We start from the raw sequence: 25,083 nt of genomic DNA on the forward strand, positions 1-25,083 counted from the left end.
TGTCGTCAGGTCGCTAACAGACCTGAAAGCCGGGTAGAGCGATGCCCGGCGGGTGAAGACCTGGCCGCATCCTCAGGGTGTGGTCAAGTTCGTTCCTAGCAAGAAATTCGGTGGTGTTTCGCTTCGTTGCTCTCGACTCGTCAGTCTCCAGATGTGGTCGAATCGCTCCGGCGGTGCACCGCCGTCGGCCACACAACATTCACTATCACGACCTCTCGAACAACCACTGAAAGGTTGTGATGCTTCATGACCCTTCGACGTTGCTATTCAGTGGATCACTAGACCCCAACGGTTCTTAAATAATAAAACGAGGTAAACTAATTCAGACGAGTGATTTTGGACAAATATCCGCCAGCTTCGATGTGCTCGTCCCATGTTCCGATTTCAACGGGCTTCCCTTTTTGTAAAACAATGATCTGGTCTGCATGGCGTATCGTCGACAATCGGTGGGCAATCGCGATTCGCGTGATCTTCATCTGATCAATCATATCTGAAATGATTTTCTGGGATGCATTGTCAAGAGCACTTGTCGCTTCATCAAGGATCAAGACAGAAGGGTTATTCATCAGCGCTCTCGCGATGGATACTCTTTGCATCTGACCACCTGAAAGGCTCGTTCCAGAGTCCGTTAAAAGAGTCTCCAAGCCCATTGGTAATTGACGTATCTCATCATCGACAGCAGCTTTTCTGAGTGCCTCCCAGACATCATCTTCTGATCGATGCAAGCCTCCACAAACGATGTCGTAAATAGAACCAGGATTGAACGATGCAGATTGCATCACAACACCAAATTGCTTTCTGTAGGATCGTATGGAAAGATTTTCAAGGGATTCACCATCAACAAAGATTTCTCCTGACGTTGGTTTTAAAAATCCTAATATGAATTTTATCAGTGTAGATTTTCCACAACCGCTAGGTCCCGTAATGGCTGTGTATTTTCCAGCGGGTATTGAAAGACTCAATTGATCAAACAGCAGCGATTGACTCTCAGGAAATGCATAGGACAATTTTGACACTTCAAAGAAACCTGAAATTTCTTTGCGCACGGCTGAGTTTTTAAATCCTGTTTCAACATCAGTGACCAGGATCGGTTCCACCCGCCCCCAGAGGACGGAAACACGACCCGATACATCGGCGATGATATCCACCGCGCTGGCGAAGGAACCATTAAAACTTGCGTATGCAGAATTGAAAGCAATGAAAGAAGCAGTTGTTGCATCAAATTGAATATCTCCACCGCTGTTCAATAAGCGTGCTGTCAAAATAGCGAATATAACAACGGAGGAAATGGGTATTGCTAAAACTGCATATTGTTGCTTCGCATCATTGTAAAAGTTGTTTTTCAGGCGCAATGATGCTTGCTGATTCACTGTTTTCAACCATCTCATCAAGACATAGGGTTCTTTTCCTGAAGTTCTGATCTGAGGTAAACCCATAATGGCTTGCATCGAGAAGTTTGTAACTTCAGCGCTTTTTTCCAGAAGAGGTTTTTCTAAGAGAATTGATCTCCAGGTAAGTATTAAAATCAAGCTTGTTGAAAACACTGTTAAAATGACTGCGTAGATCGCTAATTCAGGGTCATATTGGAACATCAGCGCAAAGTATGTCAGCGAAAATAAGCTTGATATAAGAGTGGTGATGACTCCAGTTCCTAACGCTTGCCTGATCTGACTGATGGAGTTGACGCGTGATGCCAGATCTGCTGTTGTGAATTTAGAGATGAAGGTCATTGGCAATCTCACCAATCGGTCCATCACGGCAGTTTGCAAACGATGATCTGTCACGCTCTCCAAACGAAGCGTCATCAGTGTCTTGAGGTATTGAACAATTGAGGATCCAAGGATGATCAGCAAGACAACCGTCGTGGTTTCAATTAAAAGTTGACTGTCACTTTGAGGCAGGATGCTGCCAACCAGATAGTTGGTCAACATCGGTATCGATAGATTGAATAACATCGCCACTGCCGCGGCGATGAAAAGAAGTAATATGGATATAAGTTCCTCTGAAAACGCAAACTTTAAAATGGTAAAAATATTAAGGATTTTTTCAGGCAGCGATGCATAAATTTCAATGGACCGATCTTCAAATTGATCAGACTGATTAACAGGTCTCTTCTCCTCTGTGTATGGATTAAACAGCCAATTGGATGATCCATGACGAAAAAGAACAGCTGGCAGAGTCGTGCTCAAATCAAAAACAATCAAAATCGAGTATGCGTTGTTGACCAGATCGCGAGGAGTATCAACAAGTCGGTAAGGAATATCGTTATGGTCGATCGTGTTGACCAATAACGAATTTGGCAAATATTCAAGATTTGGTTTTTTGACGCCCAGTTTCTTTAAACAAAAATCTATGAGACGCAATTCAGGCAGTTGATTGCTTTCAACATCCGTTGGTAGAAACAGCTGCGATTCCAGCTGATTGATATTGTCAAAGAGGTTCTGTTGACGACTCATGATGAGGCCTCCTCATTCTTAGAGATGGCATGTAATTTCGAAAAATGTCCATCGCTTGATAACAAATCATTTGGTGCTCCTGATTCGACGATTGCACCTTGTTCCATGACCACCACAACATCACTTGTAAGTGATGCCTCAAGGCGGTGATCAATCGAGATCACCGTAATCTCTCTTTGTCTAAGCGCTTTGAGAAACTTTGACTGGGTCATATTGTCGAGGGCGCTGGTTGCTTCATCAAGCAAAAGGATGTTCGGTTTTCGTATTAACGCTCGGCAAAGTTCCAGGCGTTGACGTTCTCCACCACTGAGGTCACTGCCATTGTCTTTGAGAACCCTGTTGAATCCATCCTTGTGACTGAGTATGAGAGAGAGTATCTGGGCATCTTCTGCTGCTTTGAATATGTCTTCGTCTTCAATTGAGTCGTCCCACAGAACAAGATTTTCTCGGACGGTTCCGTTGAAAATAAATACTTTTTGTGGTACAAGAGACATGTTATTGCGGATAACCTGAACTCCTTGATCAAACATTGATTGATTATCAAACAATATCTCTCCATCTGTTGGCCTGACCAAGCCACCAATGAGTTTCATTAAGGTACTTTTTCCCGATCCACTTCCTCCTACAAGGGAGATCTGTTGCCCTGGGGGGATATGAAGATCAAGATTTTTCATATAATACGTTTTGCCTGCGTCAAAACTGAAGCTTAGATTCTTGATTTGTACATCCCCTTTAAGTTTGATATACTTGGCTACTTCAAACCCCTGCTTGCCGGATTTAAAGCTCGCGACCAAGGGATCATCGTCATTGTTTTTGATGTCTTCGATCCTTCCGACGTCGCCAACTAAATTTTGGAACAACTTGGTAATGCCTGGCAACTGATCGATTGGACCGACAAGTTCAGACTGGAGAAATTGAAATGCGACGAGGGCGCCGAGGGTCATTTTCCCATCGATAATCAGTAATCCACCGATGGCAATCACTAAGATACTGATTAGAAACGAACTTGTTGACGCTGAAACATTGGACCATGCCATTTGTTGTCCCAGAGTTTGCCTTTGGACGACGACATTTCCAAAGCTGGCCTGCCACTGACTGAGATATTCCAGTTCCAGTCCAGACGCCTTGAGCCCCTCCATATTGTTGATACCTGCCAGGCTTTTCCCAAACGACTTTCCGGTGTCAATTGATAATTTCCGGTTTGCGTCTGATCTCATTTCTGTTAGTGCCCAATTTAATAATGTGTTGCCGATTGCGATTGCCAGGAAAATAGCTGAAAGCTGAGGTGAAATGACAAAAGCAAATATCAAAACCAATATAGAAGCCCATGTTTGAATAACAAATCGGACAATCTGAGCGATAATCACTTGTGTTGTTTCCATTCCTAAGATCAGCCTGGATGCCAGTTCGCCCTGGAACCTGGATTCGAAAAAAGAGTATGGATTTTGGAATAGTTTCCTGAAAAGATTTGCTGTAATTCTTTTTGATAATGATAGTTCTATTCTTCGAAGCAGCAGAAACTGTATCGCCAGTAGCAATAGCCACGTCGTTGCACTGAGAAATAACAACCACACAGTTGGAACGCCAAAATAAAGCCTTTTATTCATTAAAAAGCTGTCAATGTACGTTGACGACAGGCCCGCCACAAATAATGTGCAAAAGGCTTGGCCGCAGCCAAGTGCCATTAAGAGCAAAAAATGTTTTGTGTAGGGCAGTAGTTGTGGGATAAATGTAAAAAGTATTGGACCTTTCCTTTTGGAGCGATCTGGTTTAAATAACTCGTTTGGCTCTATTTGTAGGACAATGCCCGTGTAGTTCGTCGAAAATTCTTCAAAATCAACTTTGTAGCGCCCTTGGGCAGGGTCACTGAGGTATACCGTGTCTCCCTGAAACCCTTCAACGACAAGGAAATGATTGAATCCCCAAAAAACAATGCACGGGTATTTGCCGCCTTCCTTCAGATTTTTTGCATCCATTCGGAATCCCTTGGCGGACATTCCATAGGTTCTTGCCGCTTTAAGAATCTGCCCTGCACTTGAACCATCCCGGTTGACGCCGCAGGCAGCTCTCAAATCGCTGAGGTCTTCATAGCGTCCGAAGTAATCGAGAATTGTTGCTAACGATGCTGCCCCGCATTCCAGGGCCTCGTATTGCAGACGTGTTTTGGTTTTCGTCCTTCTGGACAATAACGTTCTCATCAGGGCTCTGTCGCTGTTGGTTCTGAGTTCAATGAGTCAGGTGGCGAGAATCCAAAAAACTTCTTCACTGTTGGCAAGACAAGTGATATCGGCGAAACATATCGTGTTGTTATTTCCACGTTGATTTTGGACCCTTCTCGAGGTTGAAATGGCAAGTCCGTTGATGTACTCCATTGATAACCGCCACTGTTGACAACATCCTGGCCGTTGGATTTTTCAAGCTTGAGGATCACCAATGTTGGCGCAACCATCCTTGCTTCAATCGATCTGGCAATTGATGTAACACCGACCCTTGCTTCCATCCCATCGACTGTGCTCGGAACCGGAGCGACAGATGCGACTTCGCCTTTGATTCCACCATATTCCGTGCGATTGAATCCGACCGGCGTCACCAGAGCGGACATTCCTGCCGAGACTGATCCTTTGTCTGTGTTGTCAACAAAGACAGGGACGAGCGATGGTGATTTCACCAGATCTGGGCTCACTTTCAGGACGATTTCTCCAGCTGATACTTCTTCAGAGTCGTTGGGGATGACCTGATAGAGATATAAGGGCTCTTCTGCAAAGATCAACTCACCATCCACGACATCGGAGAGGATATTCTTCAAGTTCAGGTATCCATTCGTTTTTTCTTGATCCAAGGCGAGTATTTGACTTTCGACATTAAGGATCTGTGCCTTCAGGCTGTCAACATTGGATTGTTCATCCAGGAGTGTATCGGCTGAAAAAACATCTGTTCCTACCCCTCGCATTTTTGCGAGCATCTGATTCCTGGAGACCAATTCAGTTTTCAGGGTCTTGATTTCTGTTTTGAGATTATCTGTTTTCTTTGTGGTGGAATCCTGCAGGGATCTCCACTGCATCAGCGCGACGGTCAGGCGTTGTTCGATTGAATTTGACTGAATCCAGAGAATCAGGCGCCCTTTTGGTAGTTGCGTGCCAAGCAACGACTTTTGTTTTTCGACGAATTCCGTTGAGTTGTTTTGTGCGTCGATGCCTTCGCCCGACGGTGTGACGTCTGAATCGTTGAGCAGGTCTTCGGCAAGCTTGACAACTTGTTCGGCGTTGAACTCTTCTGGTCTTAAGGAAAATCTAAAGGCCGATTGATGCCACTCTCTGGACGCTTGTTTGAACGTCCAGATGGCTTTGCCTTCGGCTCTGCTCGGAATCGTATTGATTGTGCTGACTGGTAGAAGTGCCCCAACGGCGTTCACTGTGATCGGGATTCGGGCCATGGCAGACCACCCAACCCCAGCGGCGACCAGCACAAAACCCATCGCGATTGTTGCCCTGAGTGGGGGCGTTAACAGAGTGATGGGGCCTGCCAGGTCTCCTGGAATTCGTCGCTTTCTGAGGGCCTCCTGGCTGAATATCGACGACATGAACGAGCTTCAATATCCGCATCGTATGGACTGAAAACCGGTCGGCAATCTAATTTTTTGTATGTCAGTGTTTCCTGCGCTAGGCGCCAAGATTTTGTAGTGATGAATACATTTCGGCGTCCCTGCTGTTTCGGCCTGCGCGGATGGTCAGGGCCATTCTGTCGTCGCCTCATGCCCTGGCGCCAGGGCCGGGTCTCAACGCTGCTCCTTCGGCTCAAGTGAGTAGGCGTTGATCCTGCATCGTCGATGGCATAGTCGACGATGTGAATGGCATGGGGTGGATGGAACGGGGTGAATGGAATGGTCGGTTGGCAGGCCTTGGACGTTGCACCCTGATTTTGCTAATAATACAGGCGTACTATTTTGTTTGGCATGGCAGAGGGTTGGCTCACCGATCGTGAGCGCTATTGGGTCGCCCGGTTTCACAGAGATGAGCGGTCCTGGCAACGCGACCCCAGGGTCTTCGTCGACTACGGCAGAGAGATGCCGGCCGGTGAACCTGCTCTGCTCAAGAGCAGGCGCTATCTGAGGCAGTCGGATGCCACCGCGCTCTGGAAGGCGCTTCGCTCAAGCGGCTGGGTGCAGACCTCGCCTGCCTGGGGTGATGACTCCGTGGCGTAGTGAGCAAGGGTGGACCATCTCCCTCAAGGTCCACCCACGCCCGTCGCCGCAGGTATCAGCGTTTACCCGCTCTTTCAGTGTGCCCTCGGCTCACGTGAGCGACATGCGCTGATGTGCTCAGTTCGCTTTGTTGGCTCATTCGCGATTGATCAGATTGTTTGCTGCTCAATCGCCCACAAATTCTGTGCGTTGCTCGGCACTTGTGAGCGGAGCTGATGACGTGGTCATCTGGTGGCGCAGTACGGTTGCTGCTCAGGCTTCTGCAGAGGCCTGCTCATGGATCCTGTTCATCGTGGATGACAGCTGGGCGACGTCCTGAAGACCCTCGACGCTGAACCAGGGTGCAGTCTCCCAGCTGAAGCCTTCCCCGAAGGTGGTGTCGGGTGCCACGACATACCAATGGCAATCAACGTCCGGCGTCTCCACTGAACATCGGGACCAATCAGGCTGCCATTGGGGAACCTGGACCCACATCACAGCTGCAAGAACCACTGAAAGAATCGTTTGCAGCATGCGCTTCGTGAGACTGGTTTGAGACCATAGGCAGTTTTCCCTGCTGGTTGCGCCCGGTTCGAGCCATCCCCTCAGGCCTTTCCGGGTTCCAACATTGCCCAGGCCGCTGCCGCACCATTCATGGCAACCAGCTCGTGGAAATCAGTCTTTTGAAATCAGTTCTTTGAAATCAGTCCGTTGAAACCAACGTCGCAAGTAAGCCACTGGCCTGATCCACCCTTGGGATGAAGATTTTTCCACTTAAATAAGTAAGACGTACCGTCCTCGCTTGATGGCTTACGACCCCGGACGGGATCTTCTCTGGTTGTTGCTTAGGCCCTGGGTGGCTGTGCCGCGACTGATTCAGGTGCTCTGGTCGTTCACCGGCTTGGTTCTGGTGTTGCTTGTACGAGGGAGCAGCGCAGACGCCAAGGTTCAGCAGGGGGTTGCACGCAGCATCCTCAACACCCTCACCGGCCTTGGTCCCTGTTTCATCAAGGTGGGGCAGGCCCTGTCAACGCGCCCCGATCTCGTGCGTCGCGACTGGTTGGAGGAACTGACCAGGCTGCAGGACGATCTTCCCGCCTTCCCCCATGCCATCGCCCTGAAGCGGATCGAGGAGGAGCTCGGTGCTCCTGCCGATGAGTTGTTCGAGGAGTTTCCCGATCATCCGATTGCGGCTGCCAGTCTCGGTCAGGTGTACAAAGCCAGGCTCCAGGGCGATGCCTGGGTGGCGGTGAAGGTTCAGCGGCCGGGATTGCAGTTCATCCTCCGCCGCGACCTCGTCTTGATCCGCCTGCTGGGTGTCATCACCGCGCCGTTGTTGCCCCTCAACCTCGGTTTTGGCCTTGGCGACATCATCGATGAATTCGGCCGCAGCCTCTTTGAAGAGATTGACTACGAGCAGGAAGCCGCCAATGCCGAGCGCTTCGCTGCCATGTTTGCCGACAACCCGGCTGTGTATGTCCCGAGGGTTGAACGGATGCTCAGTTCCCGTCGTGTGCTGACGACGGCGTGGGTGGATGGCGCCAAGATGCGCGACAGCAGAGAACTGCTGGATCTGCGCATGGATCCAACCGCCCTGATCCGGACAGGGGTGATCAGCGGCCTGCAGCAGCTTCTCGAGTTCGGCTACTTCCACGCGGATCCCCACCCTGGCAACCTGTTCGCCCGTCATGGACGCAGTGGTGATCTGGGCCACATCGGCTACGTGGATTTCGGGATGATGGATTCGATTAGCAACAGCGATCGCCTCACCCTGACGGGCGCCGTGGTTCACCTGATCAACAAGGATTTCGAGGCTCTGGCGAAGGATTTTCAGACCCTGGGTTTTCTGAGCCCCACAGCCGACCTGCAGCCGATCATTCCTGCTCTGGAAGAAGTGCTCGGAGGCAGTCTCGGTGATTCGGTCGGATCCTTCAATTTCAAGGCGATCACCGATCGTTTCTCAGAGTTGATGTTCGATTACCCCTTCCGGGTGCCAGCGCGTTTCGCCCTGATCATCCGGGCTGTGGTGAGCCAGGAGGGCCTGGCCCTGCGCCTGGATCCCCAGTTTCGGATCATTGCGGTGGCCTACCCCTACGTTGCCCGTCGCCTTCTCGCTGGCGACACCAGTGAGATGCGCGACAAGTTGCTTGAGGTGATCTTCGACACGGAAGGCCGTCTTCGTCTCGATCGTCTCGAAAGCCTCCTGGCCGTGGTGGGACAGGATGCGCCAGCTCCAGGCAAGGAGTTGATCCCTGTGGCCGGAGCCGGTCTGCGTCTGTTGTTCAGTCGGGATGGTGCTGATCTGCGCAAACGTCTGCTGCTCAACCTGATCCGCGACGATCGGATTCATACCGATGATGTCCGAGCCCTGGCCGGACTGATCGGGCGGACCTTCGGACCTGGACGCATCGCCGGAGGGCTGCTGCAGCAGCTCAACCCCCTGGCGGCAGTGTGAACCAGCAGAGAACAATGCTGACGGAGCTGAAGATCACCACCGTCAGCGGCCAGATCTCATCGAGTCGATGCAGACGCTGCTCCATCTGCTCCCGTTTCGGTCCCTCCGGCATGTGTTCCATCTCCCCGTAACGACGGCCGATGTAGATCACCAGCACAAAGGCCAGCAACGTCACCACATAGGCAACGACATACACCTGGTCGAGAAAGGTGAGAAACGGCAGATCGGGAAGTTCATCCCGGTAGGTCTGCTGCAGAAACACAAGGGTGAGCAGCACGGTGACGGGGATCCCGGCGCGGGCATCCTGTTCGTCCGCTCTCACCTTGAACACCAGCAGCACCATCGCCATCACCACCAGCAGCGGCAGCATCAGGCGCCAGAAGGCCGACCAGGCCGAGGTTCCAAACGAGATGTCGTAAACAATCAGGCTGTAGTCGTCGGCGCTGCCTCCCAGCCCGAAGTTGGTGGCGTAGTTGTGCCGGTATTCAGCAATCGACCAGCCGCGGTTGAGCCAGCCGATGATGCCGGCGAACAGTCCCATGCCGCTGTTCTGAACATCCGCCTCAAACCTGAGATTGGAGTAATCGAAGCTTCCTTCGACGTCCTCCATCTCCAAGACAAGGGGCAGGCTCACGGTGACAAAGGGGAAGTGACGGAAGCTCGCCTTGTCGATGTAGAAGCGACCCAGGTAGGTGAACAACTGGTAATAACTGCCATCGGCCTGTTGCACCGGCTGTGGGCCCAAGGGTGTCAACACCGGCTCCGCATCGGAGAGCAGGCCGTTCACCAACGTGATCCGTTCGTTGATCGACTGGTTTTGCTCTTCGAGGTACTGCTGCAGTGCGTCATCCCAATGCAGCCAGACGTAACCGTTGGCCGAGTAGCTCGGAATACTCAGATCGAGGTCATAGGTGCTGGTGGCATAGACGCCGGCCTGGATGTGGAACCTGGCGTTCTCCAGCGCCTCCTGGTCCGTTGTGGTTTCCCGATCCGACATCAGCTGCCCTCGCAGGGAGGTCCAGCCATCCGCTGGCAGACGGCGGGTATCGGTCGTCAGAGCCCGGGATGACGAGGCCAGACGCAGGGCGTCCCGGCTCGGCACACGACCGACATCGAGCTCGCTGATTCCTGAGACCGCCAGAACGGCAGCAAGCAGAATTGAGATCGCGGCGAGGATGTTCCAGTGCTTCTGTTTCCTCGGGGCCATCAGCGGCTCGCCTCTGTTCGCACTCTGGCCTGTGGGCTGCTGCTGGGTGGCCTGGCACTGGTTCCCCTGCAGCGTCTGTTTGCAGACTCCCGCCCGCCCGCGGGAGATTCGCCGGCCAGCAGCGACGCAGTCGTGCTGGGTCAGTCCCTGCCCCTGACGGGACCATCGGCCCAGCTCGGTCTCGACTACCAACGCGGGGCCATGGCCTGGTTCGAGGAGGTGAACCGCCGCGGCGGCATCCACGGACGTCCGATTCGCCTCGTCAGCCTGGATGACCAATACGAGCCCAGCAAAACGCTGGAGAACACCCGCCAACTGTTGCAGCGCCAGGATCTGCTGGCGCTGTTTGGCTACGTCGGAACGCCCACCACTAAGGTTGCCCTGCCGTTGATTGAGCAGGCCTCGGTGCCGTTGGTCGCGCCGATGACCGGGGCCAGTCTGCTGCGACGCCCTGAGCTGAGGATGGTGTTCAATCTGCGCTCGAGCTATCGCCTGGAGATCGAGGCGATGGTGGATGAACTGGTGCGCGATGCCAATCACCGAATCGCTGTGGTGTATCAGGACGATGCCTTTGGACAGAACGGTCTCAAGGCAGCGATTGAGGCTCTCGCGCGTCACGACCTGACACCGGTGGCCACCGCCACCGTGCAGCGCAACTCCGCCAAGGTCGGTCAGGCGCTTCGGGAGCTGTTGGCGGTGAATCCCAACGGCGTGATCGTGGTGTCCGCCTACGTGAGTTCAGCCTCCCTGGCCGCCCAGTTGAGGGATCGGGGAAGTTGGGCCCAGATCATGAACGTGTCCTTCGTCGGCACCAAGGCGTTGCAACAGGCCATGCCGGTGGGTGAAGCGAACGGCATCGGTGTCGCCCAGGTTGTTCCCTTCCCTTGGAACCGCTGGATCCCAATCGTGGCCGAGTACCAGACACTGATGCGTGCGAGCAGCGACGATCCTGATTTCGGCTTCACGAGCCTCGAGGGATTTCTGGCTGCGCGTCTGATCACCACGGCCCTGGACCGAGCCGGCAAGGATCCCTCGCGCCAGGATCTCGTTTCGGCGCTCGAGTCGATCAAGGATGTCGATCTCGGTGGCTTTTCCCTAGACATGGGCCGGGAGGATCACCAGGCCAGTGATTTCGTTGAACTGACCTTCCTGGGCTCCCAGAACTGGGAACCTTGATGCGAGATCGCTAAGGTCGCCGCTTCACCGCCGAGGTCGACATGACCGATGAGTTGACCGCCGAACAGCTGGAGCAGCTGCTTCAGATGGTGATGCTGCCCCAGCCTCCCTATCTCATGGCCGGTGTCGGCCTGATGATCGGCGTGCTCTGCGGCCTGACCTTTGGCCGCCAGGTGCAGGACAAACTCGATGGCTGGAAGCAGGATCGTCTGCCCCTGCTGCCTCTGGCCACTGCTGAGATCACGATCAGCTTTGCCGGCACCCTGATCGGCACCACGTTGTTCATCGGTTGCTGCCTGCAGATCTTCGGGTTCTCCGCCGGGGCTGCCCTGCTGGTGGCCTTCGTTCTGTCGCTCCTGACGGGGGGCGCTTTGTTCGCTCAGCTTGAGCGCCTAATGCAACAGGTGGAGCGTGGCAACTTCAAGGCCGTCGATTTCGATAATTTCGACGAATTCTTTTGATCAAAAAATGTTGTTTTAAGGCTCGCAGAGCGGTCCCAGGGCAAACTGACGATGTCGGTTGGACATGTGGTGGTGACAACCCTGCCCGTTGGTGCCGTCGCCACAGGACGGCTTCTGATCGTTGAGGACGATGACAGCATCCGCGACACCGTCGGAGAAGCCCTGAAGGCCGAGGGTTACGAGGTGCTGTCGTCCGCGAACGGCAAGGAGGCACTCTCCCTTCTGACGGATGCGTCGGCTCAGCCCGTCGACCTGCTGGTTCTGGATCTGATGCTTCCAGGCCTCTGTGGTCTGGATCTCTGTCGGGAGCTGCGACGCTTCAACAACAACACACCAATCCTTGTGATCAGTGCGCGAGACAGTGAGACCGACCGGGTGCTCGGTTTGGAGGTGGGGGCCGACGACTACCTGGTGAAACCGTTTGGATTACGGGAACTTGTGGCACGCTGCCGCGCTCTGCTTAGGCGCTCCCGCCAGCTGCCGAACGCGCCCGCGGAAATCCATCGGCACGCCAATCTCTGCCTGTATGTGAGTGAGTGCAGAGTCACCCGGGATGGTGAGGACCTGAACCTGTCGCCAAAGGAATACAAGATTCTCGAGTTGTTGATCCGGAATCCCAAACGGGTCTGGAGCCGTGATCAGTTGCTCGAGAAGATCTGGGGATTGGACTTTGTCGGCGACACCAAAACGGTGGACGTCCACATCCGCTGGCTGCGGGAAAAGATCGAGGACAATCCCTCGGCTCCTGAACTGATCCGCACCGTTCGCGGTTTCGGCTACCGCTTCGGCTGAACGTTCTGTGGTTCTGTCTGCCATCTGCGGCCTGCTGATCGGTGTGGCGGCAACCCTGGCTGTCCAACGCCGTCGTGGTCGTCTTCGACGCGAGCCGGTCGCAGACGACGGTTGCCCGGGGTTTCCACCCGGCTCGGTCAACACGCCCCAGCTGTTGGCCTGGATCGATGCCGCCACCCAGGGATGGATGATCCTGGCGCCCGATCTCACGATCGCGTACATCAACGCGCGTGCCGAGCGTTTTCTCCACATCTCCCGCAATCTGCTGGTTCGCGGTCTGCATCTCGATGAGGTGCTGTCGATTCCCCAGCTCGATGAGGCGATCACCAGCACACGCCATCAGCAACGGCCGCAACGCAGTGAATGGGAGCAGCTGGGGGAGCCTCTCGAAGCACTGGTGCTTCCAGGCTCCGATGAATGGCTGCTGGTTCTGATTCAGAGTCGACAGTCGCTTGAGGCCCAGCAGCAGCAACAGGAACGCTGGGTGAGTGACGTGGCCCATGAGCTCAAAACTCCGCTCACAGCTCTGATGCTGGTGAGCGATCGTCTCGAGATGGCGGTCGACGGGGACGACACCGTGCTGGTGCAGCGCCTTCAGCGAGAGCTGCAGCGGCTGCAGTTGATGGTTGAGGATCTGCTGGAGCTCTCCAGGCTGGAGAATTGCCTGCCTCAGGACAGTGCCGGTTACAGCGCCATCACGCTGGAGGATCTTGTCGACAGCGCCTGGAGCAGCGTCAGACCTCTGGCGGAGCAACGTGAGGTGCAACTCACGCTGGACCGCTCCGAACCCGGCCCGTTGATGGGGGATCAGCGGCGCCTGCATCGTGCGGTGCTCAATCTTCTCGACAACGCCCTGCGCTACAGCCCTGACGGTTCCAGCGTCGAGGTGGCGGTGGTCTCAAGCGGTGGCTGGTGGATGCTGATGATCCGGGATCACGGGCCCGGTCTGAGCGAATCGGACCTGGGCAGCATGTTCCAGCGTTTCTACCGGGGCGATCCCTCCCGGGCGCGCTCGGCGCGGAGCGGCAGCGGCCTGGGGCTGGCAATCGTGCAACAGATCGCCGTGAACCATGGCGGCCGGGTTGACGCGCGCAACCATCCCGCCGGCGGCACCTGCATGGAACTGCTGCTACCCAAGAGCATGCCTGCCCCATGACCCGGCAGCGCCTGCAGAAACTGATCGCAGCTGCCGGTCTCTGCTCCCGGCGCAAGGCGGAGGTCTGGCTGCAACAGGGTCGGGTCACCGTTGATCAGCAGCAAGCTGGTCTGGGCGATCAGGCCGATCCCGAGCATCAGCTCATCTGCGTGGATGGCCAGCCTCTGCCGACCCGCCTGCGCAGGCGGGTGCTGTTGATCAACAAACCCGTCGGGGTGATCAGCAGCTGCCGCGATCCCCAGGGGCGTCCCACGGTTCTGGACCTGGTGCCATCCGAGCAGCGCAGGGGTCTGTATCCGATTGGACGCCTCGATGCGGACAGTCGCGGTGCGTTGCTGCTCTCGGATGTCGGAGAGCTGACGCTGCGGCTGACCCATCCCCGCTACGACCACCACAAGACCTACCGCGTCTGGGTGGAGGGCCAACCCAGTGGGTCGACGCTGCAACGCTGGCGCAGTGGGGTTCCCCTGGATGGACGCACCACCCGTCCGGCTTGGGTCCGCGTGCTGCGTTGTGAACGGCAGGAAACCCTGCTTGAGGTGGTGTTGCAAGAGGGTCGCAACCGTCAGGTCCGGCGTGTGGCCGATGGTTTGGGCCATCCTGTTGTTGATCTGCAGCGCACGGCGATCGCCCACATTCAGCTCGGGGATCTGTCTGAAGGCAGCTGGCGTGAACTTTGCGAGGGAGAATGGCAGGGCCTGCTGAAAGGGGGAGCGCTGCGGCCAGGTTCATGCGACTGAAGCTCCCCCGTCCTTCCTGGTGGAAGACCGTCACCGACGAGACCGGTGCACCAACCACTCCTGCGGAGGGTCTTCAGCCACAGGCTGAGATCGGAGCGATGCTGCGGCGGCGACGGGAGGAGCTGGGCCTCAGCCTGCGGGATCTTGCCAATGAAACCCGGATCACCACGCCGGTGATCGAGGCCCTTGAGCGCGGTTGGAAGGATCGTCTGCCGGAGCGCGCTTATCTGGCCTCCATGCTGCCGCAGCTGGAACGCCGCCTCGATCTGCCTGCGGGGTGCCTGGAACCGGTGCTGCCTCCCCGTGCCGCTGTGCGTCAGATGCGTTCCGGTGGTCTCAGGCGTTTCACGCCTGGAAGCATCGACGTTTTCACAACCTGGCAGGGCAGTGTCGTCTACGCCGTCGTCATCGTCCTGAGCCTGCTGGCCCTCAACCGTCAGCAGCAGGATCTGGCGCGGCGCAACACCGAGTCGTTCGAACCGGTCAGGGCCGATCTTCGCGACCTTGCCAAGGGCGGCGGCCCGAACCGTGACGACCCGGATGTGGCCTCCCTGCGTCCGCTTGAGCAGGCTGAACGTCGCGAGCTTCTTGACTGGCTCGCTTCTAATGCCGGAGCGGCCAACCGCTCCAGTGGGGTTCTGCAGGTGATCCTCACGACACCACGACAGCTGCAGATCTCCAGTGATGGTGGGGATCGTCTCAACCTCAAGGGCGGTTCCGGCACGCTCACGCTGCAGTTGCTGCCGCCCGTGGAACTGGTGATCGAGCCGCCACCGTCCGAGCAGGACAAAGTGCTCTGGAATGGCACACCGCAACAGCCGGATGCCAAGCGGAAGGGGCTTTACCGGGTTGAGGTTCCGCCGAGCAGTGCGGAGGCACCGGCCAGTGAGCGTCCCCAGACGGCACCGCGCTCTCCGTAACCCTTGAGGGCGCCATCCAGGGCGTGATCAAAGCAGGGCAGCCGCCAGCTCCAGTTGCCGTCACTTGTCCCGGGGGTGTTGAAACGGGCCTGATCGTCGAGATGCATCAGATCCTGCAGAGGTGCCACCACGAGCCGTGCCGTCGTGGCGAAGGCCATGTCGAACAGCGCCCAGGCCGGCGCTTCAACGGCGCCGGGGGCGCGGCGTGTGATCCGATGGCGACCCTCCCCATCGAGTTGCTGCCACCAACCGAGTGTGGTGGCGTTGTCGTGGGTACCGGTGTAAACCACCCAGCGATCTCCGCAGATGTTTTCCGGCAGGTATGGGTTGTCGACCTCGCCGTCAAAGGCGAACTGCAGCACTTTCATGCCCGGCAGCTCGAAATCATCCCGGAGCGATTCCACATCCGGCGTGATCACGCCGAGGTCCTCGGCGATCAACGGCAGCACGCCACCGCAGTCGTGCTGCAACTTGGCCAGCAGCGACCGACCCGGCGACTGCTCCCAGCGGCCGTTCTCAGCGGTGCTGTCAGCACCGGGAACGGCCCAGAATCCGGCCAGGGCCCGGAAGTGATCCAGGCGCAGAAGATCCACCAGCTGCAGCTGCCGACCGATCCGCAATCTCCACCAACGGAAGCGGCTGAGGCGATGGCGGGCCCAGCGGTACACCGGTGATCCCCAGAGCTGGCCGGTTTCGGAGAAATAGTCGGGCGGAACGCCGCTCTGGGTGGTGAGGCGTCCATCGGCCTCGATGGTGAACAGATGGCGATGGCTCCAGACATCGGCGCTGTCGGAACTCACGTAGAAGGGCACATCCCCAAACAGCTGGATGCCCAGCTCCTTCGCGAGGGCATGGATCGCCTGCCACTGTCGATCGAGGTGCCATTGCAGCAGCTGCTCGCGCAGCAGGGCATCGCCTTGCTGGCTCCCCCAGTCCTGCAGCGCCTTGGACTGGTGGCGGGCCAGGTCCGCTGGCCAGCTCCACCAGGGGCCGTGATGCTGTTGATGCAACACCATGAAGTGAACATGATCCGCGAGCCAGGCCTGGCTCGCGCACCAGCTCTGGAAGGCGTCTTTGCGGCTGTTGTCCTGGCCTGGCCAGTGTTCGACCAGTGCATCCGCTAGCGCTTCGCTGCGTTGCCTTGCCAACGCGAAATCCAAAGGGCCAACGCCGTCGAGCGGAGCTTCCGCTCCCGGCAAGGCTGCCATCGCCTCCGCACTGATGTATCCCTCGCTGCTCAGATCAGCAGCATCGAGAAACCAGGGATTGATCGCGAAGCAGGAGGGAGAGCTGTACGGCGAGCCGGTGGGATCCGGTGGCGCCAGGGGCAGGAGCTGCCAGACCCCGATCCCACTGGCCGCCAGTTGATGCAGCCAGCGGCGACAGGGTTCCCCGAACGTGCCGCAGACGGGACTGCCGGGCAAGGCTGTGGGGTGCAGGAGAACCCCGGTTGTGCGTGCCCTTGGCGGCGTCTGCTGATCCATGGAGCACTCCACTTCAATCTCAGGATGGCTTTTTTTTCAGAACAGGGCCGCATCCCCCAGTTCCTGGCCGGCCAGTCCCTCCCGCACCACTCGCTCGAAGAACTGTTCCAGGGTGTCCTCCCCTGTGGATGGGGTGGCGTCGGCGTCGTAGCAACCGTGCTCCGAATCCCACACCAGCATCGATTCGCTGGCGTAGTAGCGGCCGATCTTTCCGAATTCCGCCGTGTCCTGAAGCGTCGGGAAGAGCTGGGACAGCCCCTCAAGCAGTGCGATCGGGCCGTCCATCAAGGCAATCGGCACCGAGAGCAGGCGAGGCTTGCGCTTGAGGGCGCGAAACAGGAGCTCCCCCTGCTCGCGGGCGCTCATGGCCGGCCCCGGACCGCCGATCGGCAACACCCGATTGATCTTGTCCTCATCCGTGAGGCAATCCGCCATGAACCGGGCGAGGTCGGCTTCGCTGATCGGTTTGCAGCTCGCCAGTCTGCCGCCGCCGAACATCACATAGGGCCCCCCTTTGCGGCAGCTTTCCACCTGGCCGGCAAGGCTTTTGAAGAAGGCGGTGGGGCGCACGATCGAGTGGGTCATGTCGCTGTCCTGCTGCAGCACCGACTCAAAGGCGAGCTTGGCTTTCTGGAATTCCAGCAGCGGTTTCTGGACGCAGATGGCGGAGAGCAGCACGAAATGGGCGGCCCCGGCCCGACGACCTTCCCGGTAAGTGTTGAGGGTGGCGTCGTGGTCGATGGCCCAGGAATCCCGGCGGCCGCCGCTGCGTGAGGCCAGGCAGGACACCACCACATCCGCGGGTTGATCAAACGCGTTGTCTGCAATAGATGCGGCATCGGTGACGTCGCCGAAGCGGACGTCAGCCCCAGCGAGATCCGCAACGACCTGCTCGCGCCGATTGCGTCCGCCGACGCCGCTGCGATCGCGGCTGAAGGCCACCACCTGATAGCCGCGTTGGATCAGCTCCCGGGTCACGAAGCGGCCGATGTACCCCGTTGCTCCGAACACCACCACACGCACCTGCTCCGGAGGGCGGCTGCGGAAGTCGTGTCGCAGGGGCATCGCGGCGGTGAATCAATCTCCCCAAAACTACGGACCGGGGACTTGGGCGAAACTGATCAGCGCCTGCATTCGGGAGTGATGGCAGCATCTGAGCAACAGCGGCAGAAGCGGTGGCTCGGTCGTCGCCCGCTGAGGACCATGCTGCGCATCCTTGCAGCCTTTTTTGGGGTTGGTCTTTCCGGCTGGCTGATCTCGATTCTGTGGCCCGAGCCGGATCGGGTTGCCGGGGGGGCACCACCAAGCGTTGCCGATCCCACCAGCCTGGCCATCTTTCCCGCGATGCCGATCACAGTGCTGGTGATCGGTGTCGATACGGACAACCTCGCCGATCCCACCAATCAGGCCTCGCCGAAGGGTCCGGCCAATGCGGATGCCCTGTTGCTGGTGCGCATCGATGCCAAGACACCACTCCAGGTGCTGCAGGTGCCAACGGAGCTGGCGGTGCAGCTTCCCGGCAGCGATCAGCCCATGGCCCTCGGCGGCCTCTGGCGCTCCGGAGGGGCCTCACTGATGGCCGATGCCGTCCGTGAAATCATTGGCATGCCTGAGTCGGAACTGCAGCGCTATGTGGTGGTCCCCCGTCAGACCCTGCGCAACCTTGTGGATGGTCTGGGTGAAGTGGATGTGATCCTCAGCCAGTCCTACAAGCGAACCGACAAAACTCTGGGTTACGAGGTTGATCTGCAGGCCGGTCGCCAGAGCCTGAACGGAGCTCAGGCGGAACAGCTGGCCCGATTGCGTCAGGGAGACCGTGATTATGAGAACCGTCGCCTGAGGCAGCAGATGCTGATGCGATCGGTGGTCGATCAGTTGCAGGCTCCCAGCGGCATCGTCGCCATCCGCGCACTGCTGGATGAGGTGGGTGGTCAGCTGGACACCAACCTCAGCAACAGTGAAATGCTCAGCCTGGCGGCCGCCTTGATCGCCAGTCCGCCGCCGATGGAGTTCAGCAAGCTTCCCCTGGCACCGCCCGTGGGTGAACAGACGCTGCGCCAGCTCAAGCCAGGGCTTCAGCTGCCGCTCTGGACGACGCCCTGAGCTGGCCGTTAAGGATTCGACTGGCCAGTGCCGTCACACCGTCCTGATGCTCAGGGTGCTGGGCCTCTGGAATCCAGCCGCACCAGGGGAGTCCATCGCGACGTCGCGCCTGCCGGTGCCAGGACCCACCCAGCTGGGTGATGCCAAGCAGGGGCACGCCAAGCTGATGGCAGAGGGCCACCCAGGCGGCCGCAGCCCCCTGTACCCCGCCATCGGATTCACCAGGTGTGAGCAACAACACCGGAAGGCGCCAGTCAGCCAGTGCTGACAACCAGCTGCCACCGCAGGGATGGAAGCGTGCTGCATCGCCGTTGAGTCGCAGCAGGCTGGCTGCTTCAGCACAGTTGATGAGGACAGCATCCGGCGATTCGCCAATGGCGTGGCTGATCAGCGGACGACCCGTCGCCTGGGAGAGCGCCGAGGCCACCTGATGCATGCGGAGGTCTGGCAAGGGGCCGGTGCCGACCAACACCAGACAACCTTTGGACATGAATCGCCAACACAGCACTACCATCGGATTACAGCAGAATCTGTCCCGCGGGCGCCGTGACCAGTTTCCTGACCGCAGTCCGCGCCGAACAGGAGCATCTGATCCCCGACAGCCGTCGGTTGCGACTGTTCAGCGGAACGTCCAATCCAGGACTGGCCAGGGAGATCGCGGCTTATCTCGGCGTCCCAGACGGTCCGCGGGTGTGCAAGCGCTTCGCCGATGGCGAGCTTTATGTGCAGATTCAGGAATCGATCCGCGGCTGTGATGTCTTTCTGATCCAGCCCACCTGCGCTCCGGTGAATGACCACCTGATGGAGCTGCTGATCATGGTGGATGCCTGCCGCCGGGCCTCAGCTCGCCAGGTCACCGCCGTTGTGCCTTATTACGGCTATGCCCGCGCCGACCGCAAGACCGCAGGTCGCGAATCGATCACGGCCAAGCTCACCGCCAATCTGCTGGTGAAGTCCGGTGTCGACCGGGTGCTGGCCATGGATCTCCACTCCGCACAGATCCAGGGGTATTTCGATATCCCCTGCGATCACATCTATGGCTCGCCGGTTCTGGTGGATTACCTCTCGACGCAGAACCTCGGGGACGTCGTGGTGGTGTCTCCGGATGTGGGTGGCGTGGCCAGGGCCAGGGCCTTTGCCAAACAGATGAATGACGCGCCACTGGCGATCATCGACAAGCGGCGGACGGGCCACAACATGGCCGAAAGTCTCACCGTGATCGGTGATGTGTCCGGCCGGACGGCGGTGCTGATCGACGACATGATCGATACCGGCGGCACGATCTGCGCCGGCGCCCGCCTGCTGCGGGAGCAGGGCGCCCAACGGGTGATCGCCTGTGCCACCCATGCGGTGTTTTCTCCGCCTGCCGCTGAGCGTCTGTCCGCCGAAGGCCTGTTTGAGCAGGTTGTTGTCACCAACAGCATTCCGATTCCGCAGGACCGCACCTTCCCCCAGCTCAAGGTGCTTTCGGTGGCGAACATGCTGGGCGAAGCGATCTGGCGCATTCACGAGGAAAGTTCCGTCAGTTCGATGTTCCGCTGAATCAGCGCTGTTGAGACTCCGACTTCAAACCGTGCCCCTTAGCATAGACTCTTTATGGAGCGGGCCGGTCGTTAAGGCAGGGGGGCATCACCCGAGCGAACCTGTTCGCAGAGAGTGGTCCAGCGTGTTGACGGCGTCCTGGTTGAAGTCTTCCCTCGGTCTGCTGTCTGTTCTGGTTCTGGCATCCCCGGTGCAGGCTCAGTCCCGCCTGGATCGTTTGCTGGCGCCACGTCGCCCCATGGGGGTTTGGCTGACGAACAGTCCAAGTCCGCTGTACTACGACCGGCAGCGGATCCGCCTGGCCATGGAGCAGTTGCAGGAGGCCGGGTTCGATCGCGTGGTGCCGAATGTTTGGAGTCGCGGCACGACCTTCCACAGGAGTGCTTTCGCGCCTGTGGAGCCTCCGCTGAAGAAAGCCGGTGTGGCCCTTGATCCGATCTGCACCCTGGCCGAGGAGGGACGCAAGCGAGGCATCAAGGTGATGCCCTGGTTTGAATACGGCCTGATGGAGCCGGCGAACGCCGAGGTGGTGAAACGTCACCCGGAGTGGGTGCTGGCCAAGGCGAACGGGCAGACGTTCATGACCATGCACGGCAGCCATCGCATGGCCTGGTTGAATCCAGCCCACCCCGAGGTCCGGAAGCGTTTCATCGGGCTGGTGGTTGAAACACTCAAACGCTGTCCGATGCATGGTTTGCAGCTGGACGACCATTTCGCCTGGCCGGTGCAGTTCGGCTACGACCGCTTCACCACGGCGCTCTATGAACAGCAGACGGGAACACCCCCGCCAAGAGATCACACCAATCGCACCTGGATGACCTGGCGGAGGAAGCAGCTCACCAGCTTGTTGCGGGAGCTTCGCAGCACGTTGGAGCAGGAGGGTTTGCCGAGCCGGATCAGTCTCTCTCCCGGACCGTTTCGGCAGGCCTACAACCTCTGGCTCCAGGACTGGGAACTCTGGGCGATGGGAGAAATGATCGATGAGCTGGTGGTTCAGAATTACGCTTACTCCGTCAAGGGCTTTGCCCGCGATCTTGACCAGCCCGCCCTGCGTAAAGCGCGGGATTGGGGCATTCCCACCCAGATCGGGATTCTCGCCGGGTTCGGCAAACGCACCACGATGATGCGGGATCTCAATGAGAAGGTCCGTCTTGCGCGCCAACGGGGCCACGGAGTGATCTTTTTCTACTGGGAAGGGTTATGGGGCAAACATGTCCCACAGAGGTATCGAGAGATTCGCCGAGATGCCTTTGCAAAACTGGGTTCTCAAGATTAGTTCTTGTCAATCTAACAACAACTGATCCTGCGTGTCTTGCCAGTGTCTCGCAGAATAAGGGATGGCAGAGGAGGTTCAGATGAACTCTGAAACCATAACCAGAGAGGGGATTCGGAGGAACCTGGACTGGGTTCTGGTTTGGTGGTTCTGGTTCTTCGGTTCAGGTTCGTGGTAGATGAACTGAAACTGGGTTTGAGTTTGTGAAAACTTATGTGGCAACTTCTTGACTCACGATAAGAAGTATGCCAGGACTGCTGAACACCTAGACATAAACATCTATTCCCACTCTTTATCACGCACAACAACCAATAAATGAGTTTATTTCGTCGTTATAAAGTCTCTTATTTCTAAATACTCCCAGGTGGGATGATACATACCCACATAAGATTGTTTATACGGTTATACAAATGGCATACCGTTCGCTAAGCAGAGACGCCGTTCGCAAAGGTGATAAACCTTTGGAGTGGTTGGAGCGTGAATCACCAAGAAACAATGTGATGGTGAAGATGGATGCAGAGTTCCATCAGCATCTCAAGAGTGTCGCCAAGGACAGACAGATCAGTCTCGCCCAGATGATTCGTTATGAGATGGCAAAGAACACTGGATACAAGGCACCCAAGAAATGAGGTGGATGTCTCCAAGGTAGGTCATTGGTGTTCCTGAAGTCCTCGCTCTGTGTGGGTTCTCCTTTCCTCTGTGGGGTTGGATGGTGTTGTTCCTGTTGTGAGGTGAAGAGAGCACTCTCCTGACACTCACATGAACCACACAAAGGTGAGATTTGGTGATACAAACAGAGAGGGAAACTTCTTATCATTGTGGTGTTCGGATTGTCCTTGACAACTGGTACTGGTATGGAAGTAATAATCTATTTCTTATTGTTTGCTATCTGTTATCTTATTTGGTATAGAAGAAAGAACAGATACTAGTTCTGTTTATTTGTATTGAAGGAAGGTTTAGTAACCCAATAATTATGGAAGGAAAAAGGAGGGAAACTCTAAACACTCCTGCTACAAGATGACAATGGAGAATAGTACGACTCCATTCACAGTATTTAGATTAGGCGCGAAGAGGGACAAACACTCTGTCGTTCTTATCCAAATACACTCCAAGTCCTTTGCCTTCTGGCACCACATAAGAAGCAGACGCTCTTCTTCCCTTCTTGGACATCATTTTCACCTCTCCGTCATCCCATTTCAGCAACGGACGGATGAAGTCTCCCTTCTCTTCAATGTCCAGTGAATACACAGTGACACTCTCGTCTTCGTGTGTCTCTGCCACCAACCCAGACAGCACACCATCCAGATGTTCCTGAATATCAGCAGACACCTTCTTCAACAGCAGTCCTTTGAGATGAAAGTCATCTAAAACCTCTCTGCTTGCCCTGGAGAGGGAGTAATTAAGTTCTCTTGGTTCCATTTCTTATTCTTAATGATGAGTTTTACCCTTTTTGGGTGTATTCATTATACACAACTCAAAGGAGGATTTCAGTCCCCCAACGGAGGCGTTTGGCGTTCATAATCACTCCAGCAGTGGTGGGACGGTACGATTTCTCTACTGATTCCGTCCATTTATCTACCATTGACTCACATTCATCGCAGAACACACCATTCACAGAGCAATACTCTGCCAGAAGGTGAGAAAACGAAGATAAGCGATGTTGTTGGAGGTTCATTGGATGCATTCAATGAATAACCACGATTATTTATAAGGTATTAGTTAGATACTCCTGTTTAGTCACTGTTTCTAGTGGGAAGGTTTAGTGAATGTCTAAATAAAGGCAGCAACACACCTTATCTTTATGGATTCCTACTTCTCTGAAGAATACGAAATTGAATGGCAGATTTATTGTTGGTTAGACGAGAACTCTGAACCCTACTATGTCTCCAAGTGTCGTATGGGTTCCAATTCTCCCTACGCCAAGCGTCCTGCATCTAGAGTTCAACCTCCAAGCGACAGAAGTCGCATCAAAACTCTGTTTATCAGCAAAGATGAGAGAGAAATCTTGGAGAAACTGGACAGACTCACCTACGAACTGGGTTTGAAAGACGCCACGGAGGGACATGGCACTCTTCGCAACTCCATCAAGCACTCACCCAAGTCATTGCGAGAGAGAAGTCACTCCAAAAAGGTTCCAGTTGATGTTTATAAGGTGAATAAGGAGAAAGTTGGGCGTTTCAAGTCCATTGGTGATGCTGTTCACTGCCTTGGACTGAACAAAGGCAACGCAATTGGTGCTCTTCACGGTCGTTTCTACCAAACACAGGGTTATTGCATCCTTTATGCGAACGAGAAGTGGAGAAAGCGTCCTAAAACCAACAGAAGTCGCTACTGGAGCAAGAGGAAACTCAAGGCATACGACTTGAAAGGAGCGATTCACTCCTTTGATTGTGTTGCTGATGCAGCAGAGATGGTTTATGGGAACAGAAAGAGGACAAACGGCATCCAGAAGTCACTTTCATCCACCAAAGAGTGGAAAAGCAAAGCAAACGGACTGATGTTCTTTGAAGAAAGCACCCTCCCTGACTTCAAAGACATCACCATCGCCCAGGTGGGACGACCCACTGCGAGCAATGAACAACGGTAGTCAGAAGAAGCACATCCTGGATGTAAGAACAGGACCGAGCACAGAACATCCTCTCTTTGAAACTTGGAGAGGAATGGTAAGGCGATGCACTGACCCTAAAAGCGACCCAAACAAGATTTATTATCACCGTGGAATCAGGGTTTATCCACTTTGGACAGAACGATGGGAGAGAGGTTCGCCTGAAGCGTGCCGTGGGATGTGGAGTCCAGGATTCAGGCAGTTCCTCAACTGCGTGGAGGACTTATGTGGTGAGCGTCCAGATGGATACACCCTGGACAGAATCAATCCAGATGGACACTACGAACCAAGAAACATTCGTTGGGCATCACCTTCTACCCAGCAGAAGAACAAACGCCCATTCCTTCAACCCAACAAGAACAAGAGTGGATATAAGTGGGTTCTGTATCGAAGATGACATTGGGAAGGCAGTTTCTGTATAAAAGGAAAGAGAGTTTGGTGTGGTTGCGGACAAGACAAAGTAAAGGTTTATGAGATGGTGATAGCGAAAAGAATGAAGATGGGATTGCCCATACCCAAGGGATGAGCGAAGG

General features: G+C 56.0%; 22 protein-coding genes. 13 read left to right on the forward strand and 9 right to left on the reverse strand.

What is annotated here, in order from left to right:
• Positions 1-317: 317 nt before the first annotated feature.
• The 3 genes from KR100_RS07025 to KR100_RS07035 are packed head-to-tail and all read right to left on the reverse strand — an operon-like array spanning position 318 to position 6,036.
• Positions 318-2,456: an ATP-binding cassette domain-containing protein gene (locus tag KR100_RS07025; protein ID WP_051847369.1), complete on the reverse strand. Its 2,139-nt coding sequence runs from the start codon at positions 2,454-2,456 to the stop codon at positions 318-320.
• The gene (locus KR100_RS07030; protein ID WP_038544356.1) at positions 2,453-4,654 is read right to left on the reverse strand and encodes a cysteine peptidase family C39 domain-containing protein; all 2,202 of its coding nucleotides are present in this window, start codon (positions 4,652-4,654) and stop codon (positions 2,453-2,455) included. Before KR100_RS07030 ends, KR100_RS07025 begins: the two co-directional genes overlap by 4 nt.
• On the reverse strand, positions 4,654-6,036 hold the full coding sequence (locus KR100_RS07035; RefSeq protein ID WP_051847371.1) for a hypothetical protein: 1,383 nt from the start codon (positions 6,034-6,036) through the stop codon (positions 4,654-4,656). Before KR100_RS07035 ends, KR100_RS07030 begins: the two co-directional genes overlap by 1 nt.
• A 372-nt stretch (positions 6,037-6,408) precedes the next feature.
• On the opposite strand from KR100_RS07035, the gene KR100_RS07040 reads away from it, so the two are divergent.
• On the forward strand, positions 6,409-6,657 hold the full coding sequence (locus KR100_RS07040; RefSeq protein WP_038544359.1) for a DUF1651 domain-containing protein: 249 nt from the start codon (positions 6,409-6,411) through the stop codon (positions 6,655-6,657).
• Between the two features lie 252 nt (positions 6,658-6,909).
• On the opposite strand, the gene KR100_RS07045 is transcribed toward KR100_RS07040, so the two are convergent.
• Complete coding sequence (locus KR100_RS07045; protein WP_038544361.1) at positions 6,910-7,170, reverse strand: hypothetical protein; 261 nt, start codon at positions 7,168-7,170, stop codon at positions 6,910-6,912.
• 271 nt (positions 7,171-7,441) lie between these two features.
• Here KR100_RS07045 and KR100_RS07050 point away from each other — a divergent pair, with 271 nt between their 5' ends.
• Entirely contained in the window at positions 7,442-9,091 is a 1,650-nt protein-coding gene (locus tag KR100_RS07050) for an AarF/ABC1/UbiB kinase family protein (RefSeq protein WP_038544363.1), read from the forward strand.
• Here KR100_RS07050 and KR100_RS07055 read toward each other — a convergent pair.
• Positions 9,069-10,298, reverse strand: coding sequence for a hypothetical protein (locus KR100_RS07055; RefSeq protein ID WP_038544364.1), 1,230 nt, complete (start codon positions 10,296-10,298; stop codon positions 9,069-9,071). The genes KR100_RS07050 and KR100_RS07055 overlap by 23 nt on opposite strands.
• Here KR100_RS07055 and KR100_RS07060 point away from each other — a divergent pair.
• Genes KR100_RS07060 through KR100_RS07085 form a run of 6 tightly spaced genes read left to right on the forward strand, consistent with a single transcriptional unit; the run spans position 10,275 to position 15,543 of the window.
• Positions 10,275-11,474 carry an ABC transporter substrate-binding protein gene (locus tag KR100_RS07060; RefSeq protein ID WP_081858883.1) on the forward strand — a complete coding sequence of 400 codons (1,200 nt, stop codon included), beginning with the start codon at positions 10,275-10,277 and terminating at the stop codon, positions 11,472-11,474. The genes KR100_RS07055 and KR100_RS07060 overlap by 24 nt on opposite strands.
• A 41-nt stretch (positions 11,475-11,515) precedes the next feature.
• Complete coding sequence (locus KR100_RS07065) at positions 11,516-11,935, forward strand: hypothetical protein (RefSeq protein WP_038544366.1); 420 nt, start codon at positions 11,516-11,518, stop codon at positions 11,933-11,935.
• A 51-nt stretch (positions 11,936-11,986) separates the two neighbouring features.
• Positions 11,987-12,727 carry a response regulator transcription factor gene (locus KR100_RS07070; RefSeq protein WP_051847373.1) on the forward strand — a complete coding sequence of 247 codons (741 nt, stop codon included), beginning with the start codon at positions 11,987-11,989 and terminating at the stop codon, positions 12,725-12,727.
• Between the two features lie 7 nt (positions 12,728-12,734).
• Positions 12,735-13,883 carry a cell wall metabolism sensor histidine kinase WalK gene (locus tag KR100_RS07075; RefSeq protein WP_038544369.1) on the forward strand — a complete coding sequence of 383 codons (1,149 nt, stop codon included), beginning with the start codon at positions 12,735-12,737 and terminating at the stop codon, positions 13,881-13,883.
• The gene (locus KR100_RS07080; RefSeq protein WP_038544371.1) at positions 13,880-14,623 is read left to right on the forward strand and encodes a pseudouridine synthase; all 744 of its coding nucleotides are present in this window, start codon (positions 13,880-13,882) and stop codon (positions 14,621-14,623) included. The genes KR100_RS07075 and KR100_RS07080 overlap by 4 nt, the downstream gene beginning before the upstream one ends.
• The gene (locus KR100_RS07085; protein WP_038544373.1) at positions 14,614-15,543 is read left to right on the forward strand and encodes a RodZ family helix-turn-helix domain-containing protein; all 930 of its coding nucleotides are present in this window, start codon (positions 14,614-14,616) and stop codon (positions 15,541-15,543) included. Before KR100_RS07080 ends, KR100_RS07085 begins: the two co-directional genes overlap by 10 nt.
• Here KR100_RS07085 and malQ read toward each other — a convergent pair.
• A complete protein-coding gene (malQ, locus tag KR100_RS07090) occupies positions 15,465-17,027 on the reverse strand; it encodes a 4-alpha-glucanotransferase (protein ID WP_038544375.1) in 1,563 nt (520 codons plus the stop codon). The two genes, KR100_RS07085 and malQ, sit on opposite strands and share 79 nt — an antisense overlap.
• 36 nt (positions 17,028-17,063) lie before the next feature.
• A complete protein-coding gene (locus KR100_RS07095; RefSeq protein WP_038544377.1) occupies positions 17,064-18,092 on the reverse strand; it encodes an NAD(P)-dependent oxidoreductase in 1,029 nt (342 codons plus the stop codon).
• 78 nt (positions 18,093-18,170) lie between these two features.
• Between KR100_RS07095 and KR100_RS07100 the strand changes: the two genes are divergently transcribed.
• Complete coding sequence (locus KR100_RS07100) at positions 18,171-19,130, forward strand: LCP family protein (protein WP_038548235.1); 960 nt, start codon at positions 18,171-18,173, stop codon at positions 19,128-19,130.
• Here the strand turns inward: KR100_RS07100 and KR100_RS07105 are convergent.
• Positions 19,090-19,620 (reverse strand): hypothetical protein, encoded by a 531-nt coding sequence (locus tag KR100_RS07105; RefSeq protein ID WP_038544379.1) that lies wholly within the window; start codon positions 19,618-19,620, stop codon positions 19,090-19,092. The genes KR100_RS07100 and KR100_RS07105 overlap by 41 nt on opposite strands.
• A 56-nt stretch (positions 19,621-19,676) precedes the next feature.
• On the opposite strand from KR100_RS07105, the gene KR100_RS07110 reads away from it, so the two are divergent.
• The 3 genes from KR100_RS07110 to KR100_RS15760 all read left to right on the forward strand — a co-directional run bounded on the left by KR100_RS07110 (position 19,677) and on the right by KR100_RS15760 (position 22,574).
• Positions 19,677-20,672, forward strand: coding sequence for a ribose-phosphate pyrophosphokinase (locus tag KR100_RS07110; RefSeq protein WP_038544381.1), 996 nt, complete (start codon positions 19,677-19,679; stop codon positions 20,670-20,672).
• 238 nt (positions 20,673-20,910) lie between these two features.
• Positions 20,911-21,948, forward strand: a complete 1,038-nt coding sequence (locus KR100_RS07115) for a glycoside hydrolase family 10 protein (RefSeq protein WP_081858965.1) — start codon at positions 20,911-20,913, stop codon at positions 21,946-21,948.
• 407 nt (positions 21,949-22,355) lie between these two features.
• Positions 22,356-22,574, forward strand: a complete 219-nt coding sequence (locus tag KR100_RS15760; protein WP_156097969.1) for a hypothetical protein — start codon at positions 22,356-22,358, stop codon at positions 22,572-22,574.
• A gap of 430 nt (positions 22,575-23,004) precedes the next feature.
• On the opposite strand, the gene KR100_RS07120 is transcribed toward KR100_RS15760, so the two are convergent.
• Positions 23,005-23,364 (reverse strand): hypothetical protein, encoded by a 360-nt coding sequence (locus KR100_RS07120; RefSeq protein ID WP_038544384.1) that lies wholly within the window; start codon positions 23,362-23,364, stop codon positions 23,005-23,007.
• A 382-nt stretch (positions 23,365-23,746) separates the two neighbouring features.
• Between KR100_RS07120 and KR100_RS07125 the strand changes: the two genes are divergently transcribed.
• Entirely contained in the window at positions 23,747-24,532 is a 786-nt protein-coding gene (locus KR100_RS07125; protein WP_038544386.1) for a hypothetical protein, read from the forward strand.
• Positions 24,533-25,083: the final 551 nt, after the last annotated feature.

Origin of the sequence: Synechococcus sp. KORDI-100 (assembly GCF_000737535.1) — a bacterium.
Lineage (GTDB): Bacteria > Cyanobacteriota > Cyanobacteriia > PCC-6307 > Cyanobiaceae > Parasynechococcus.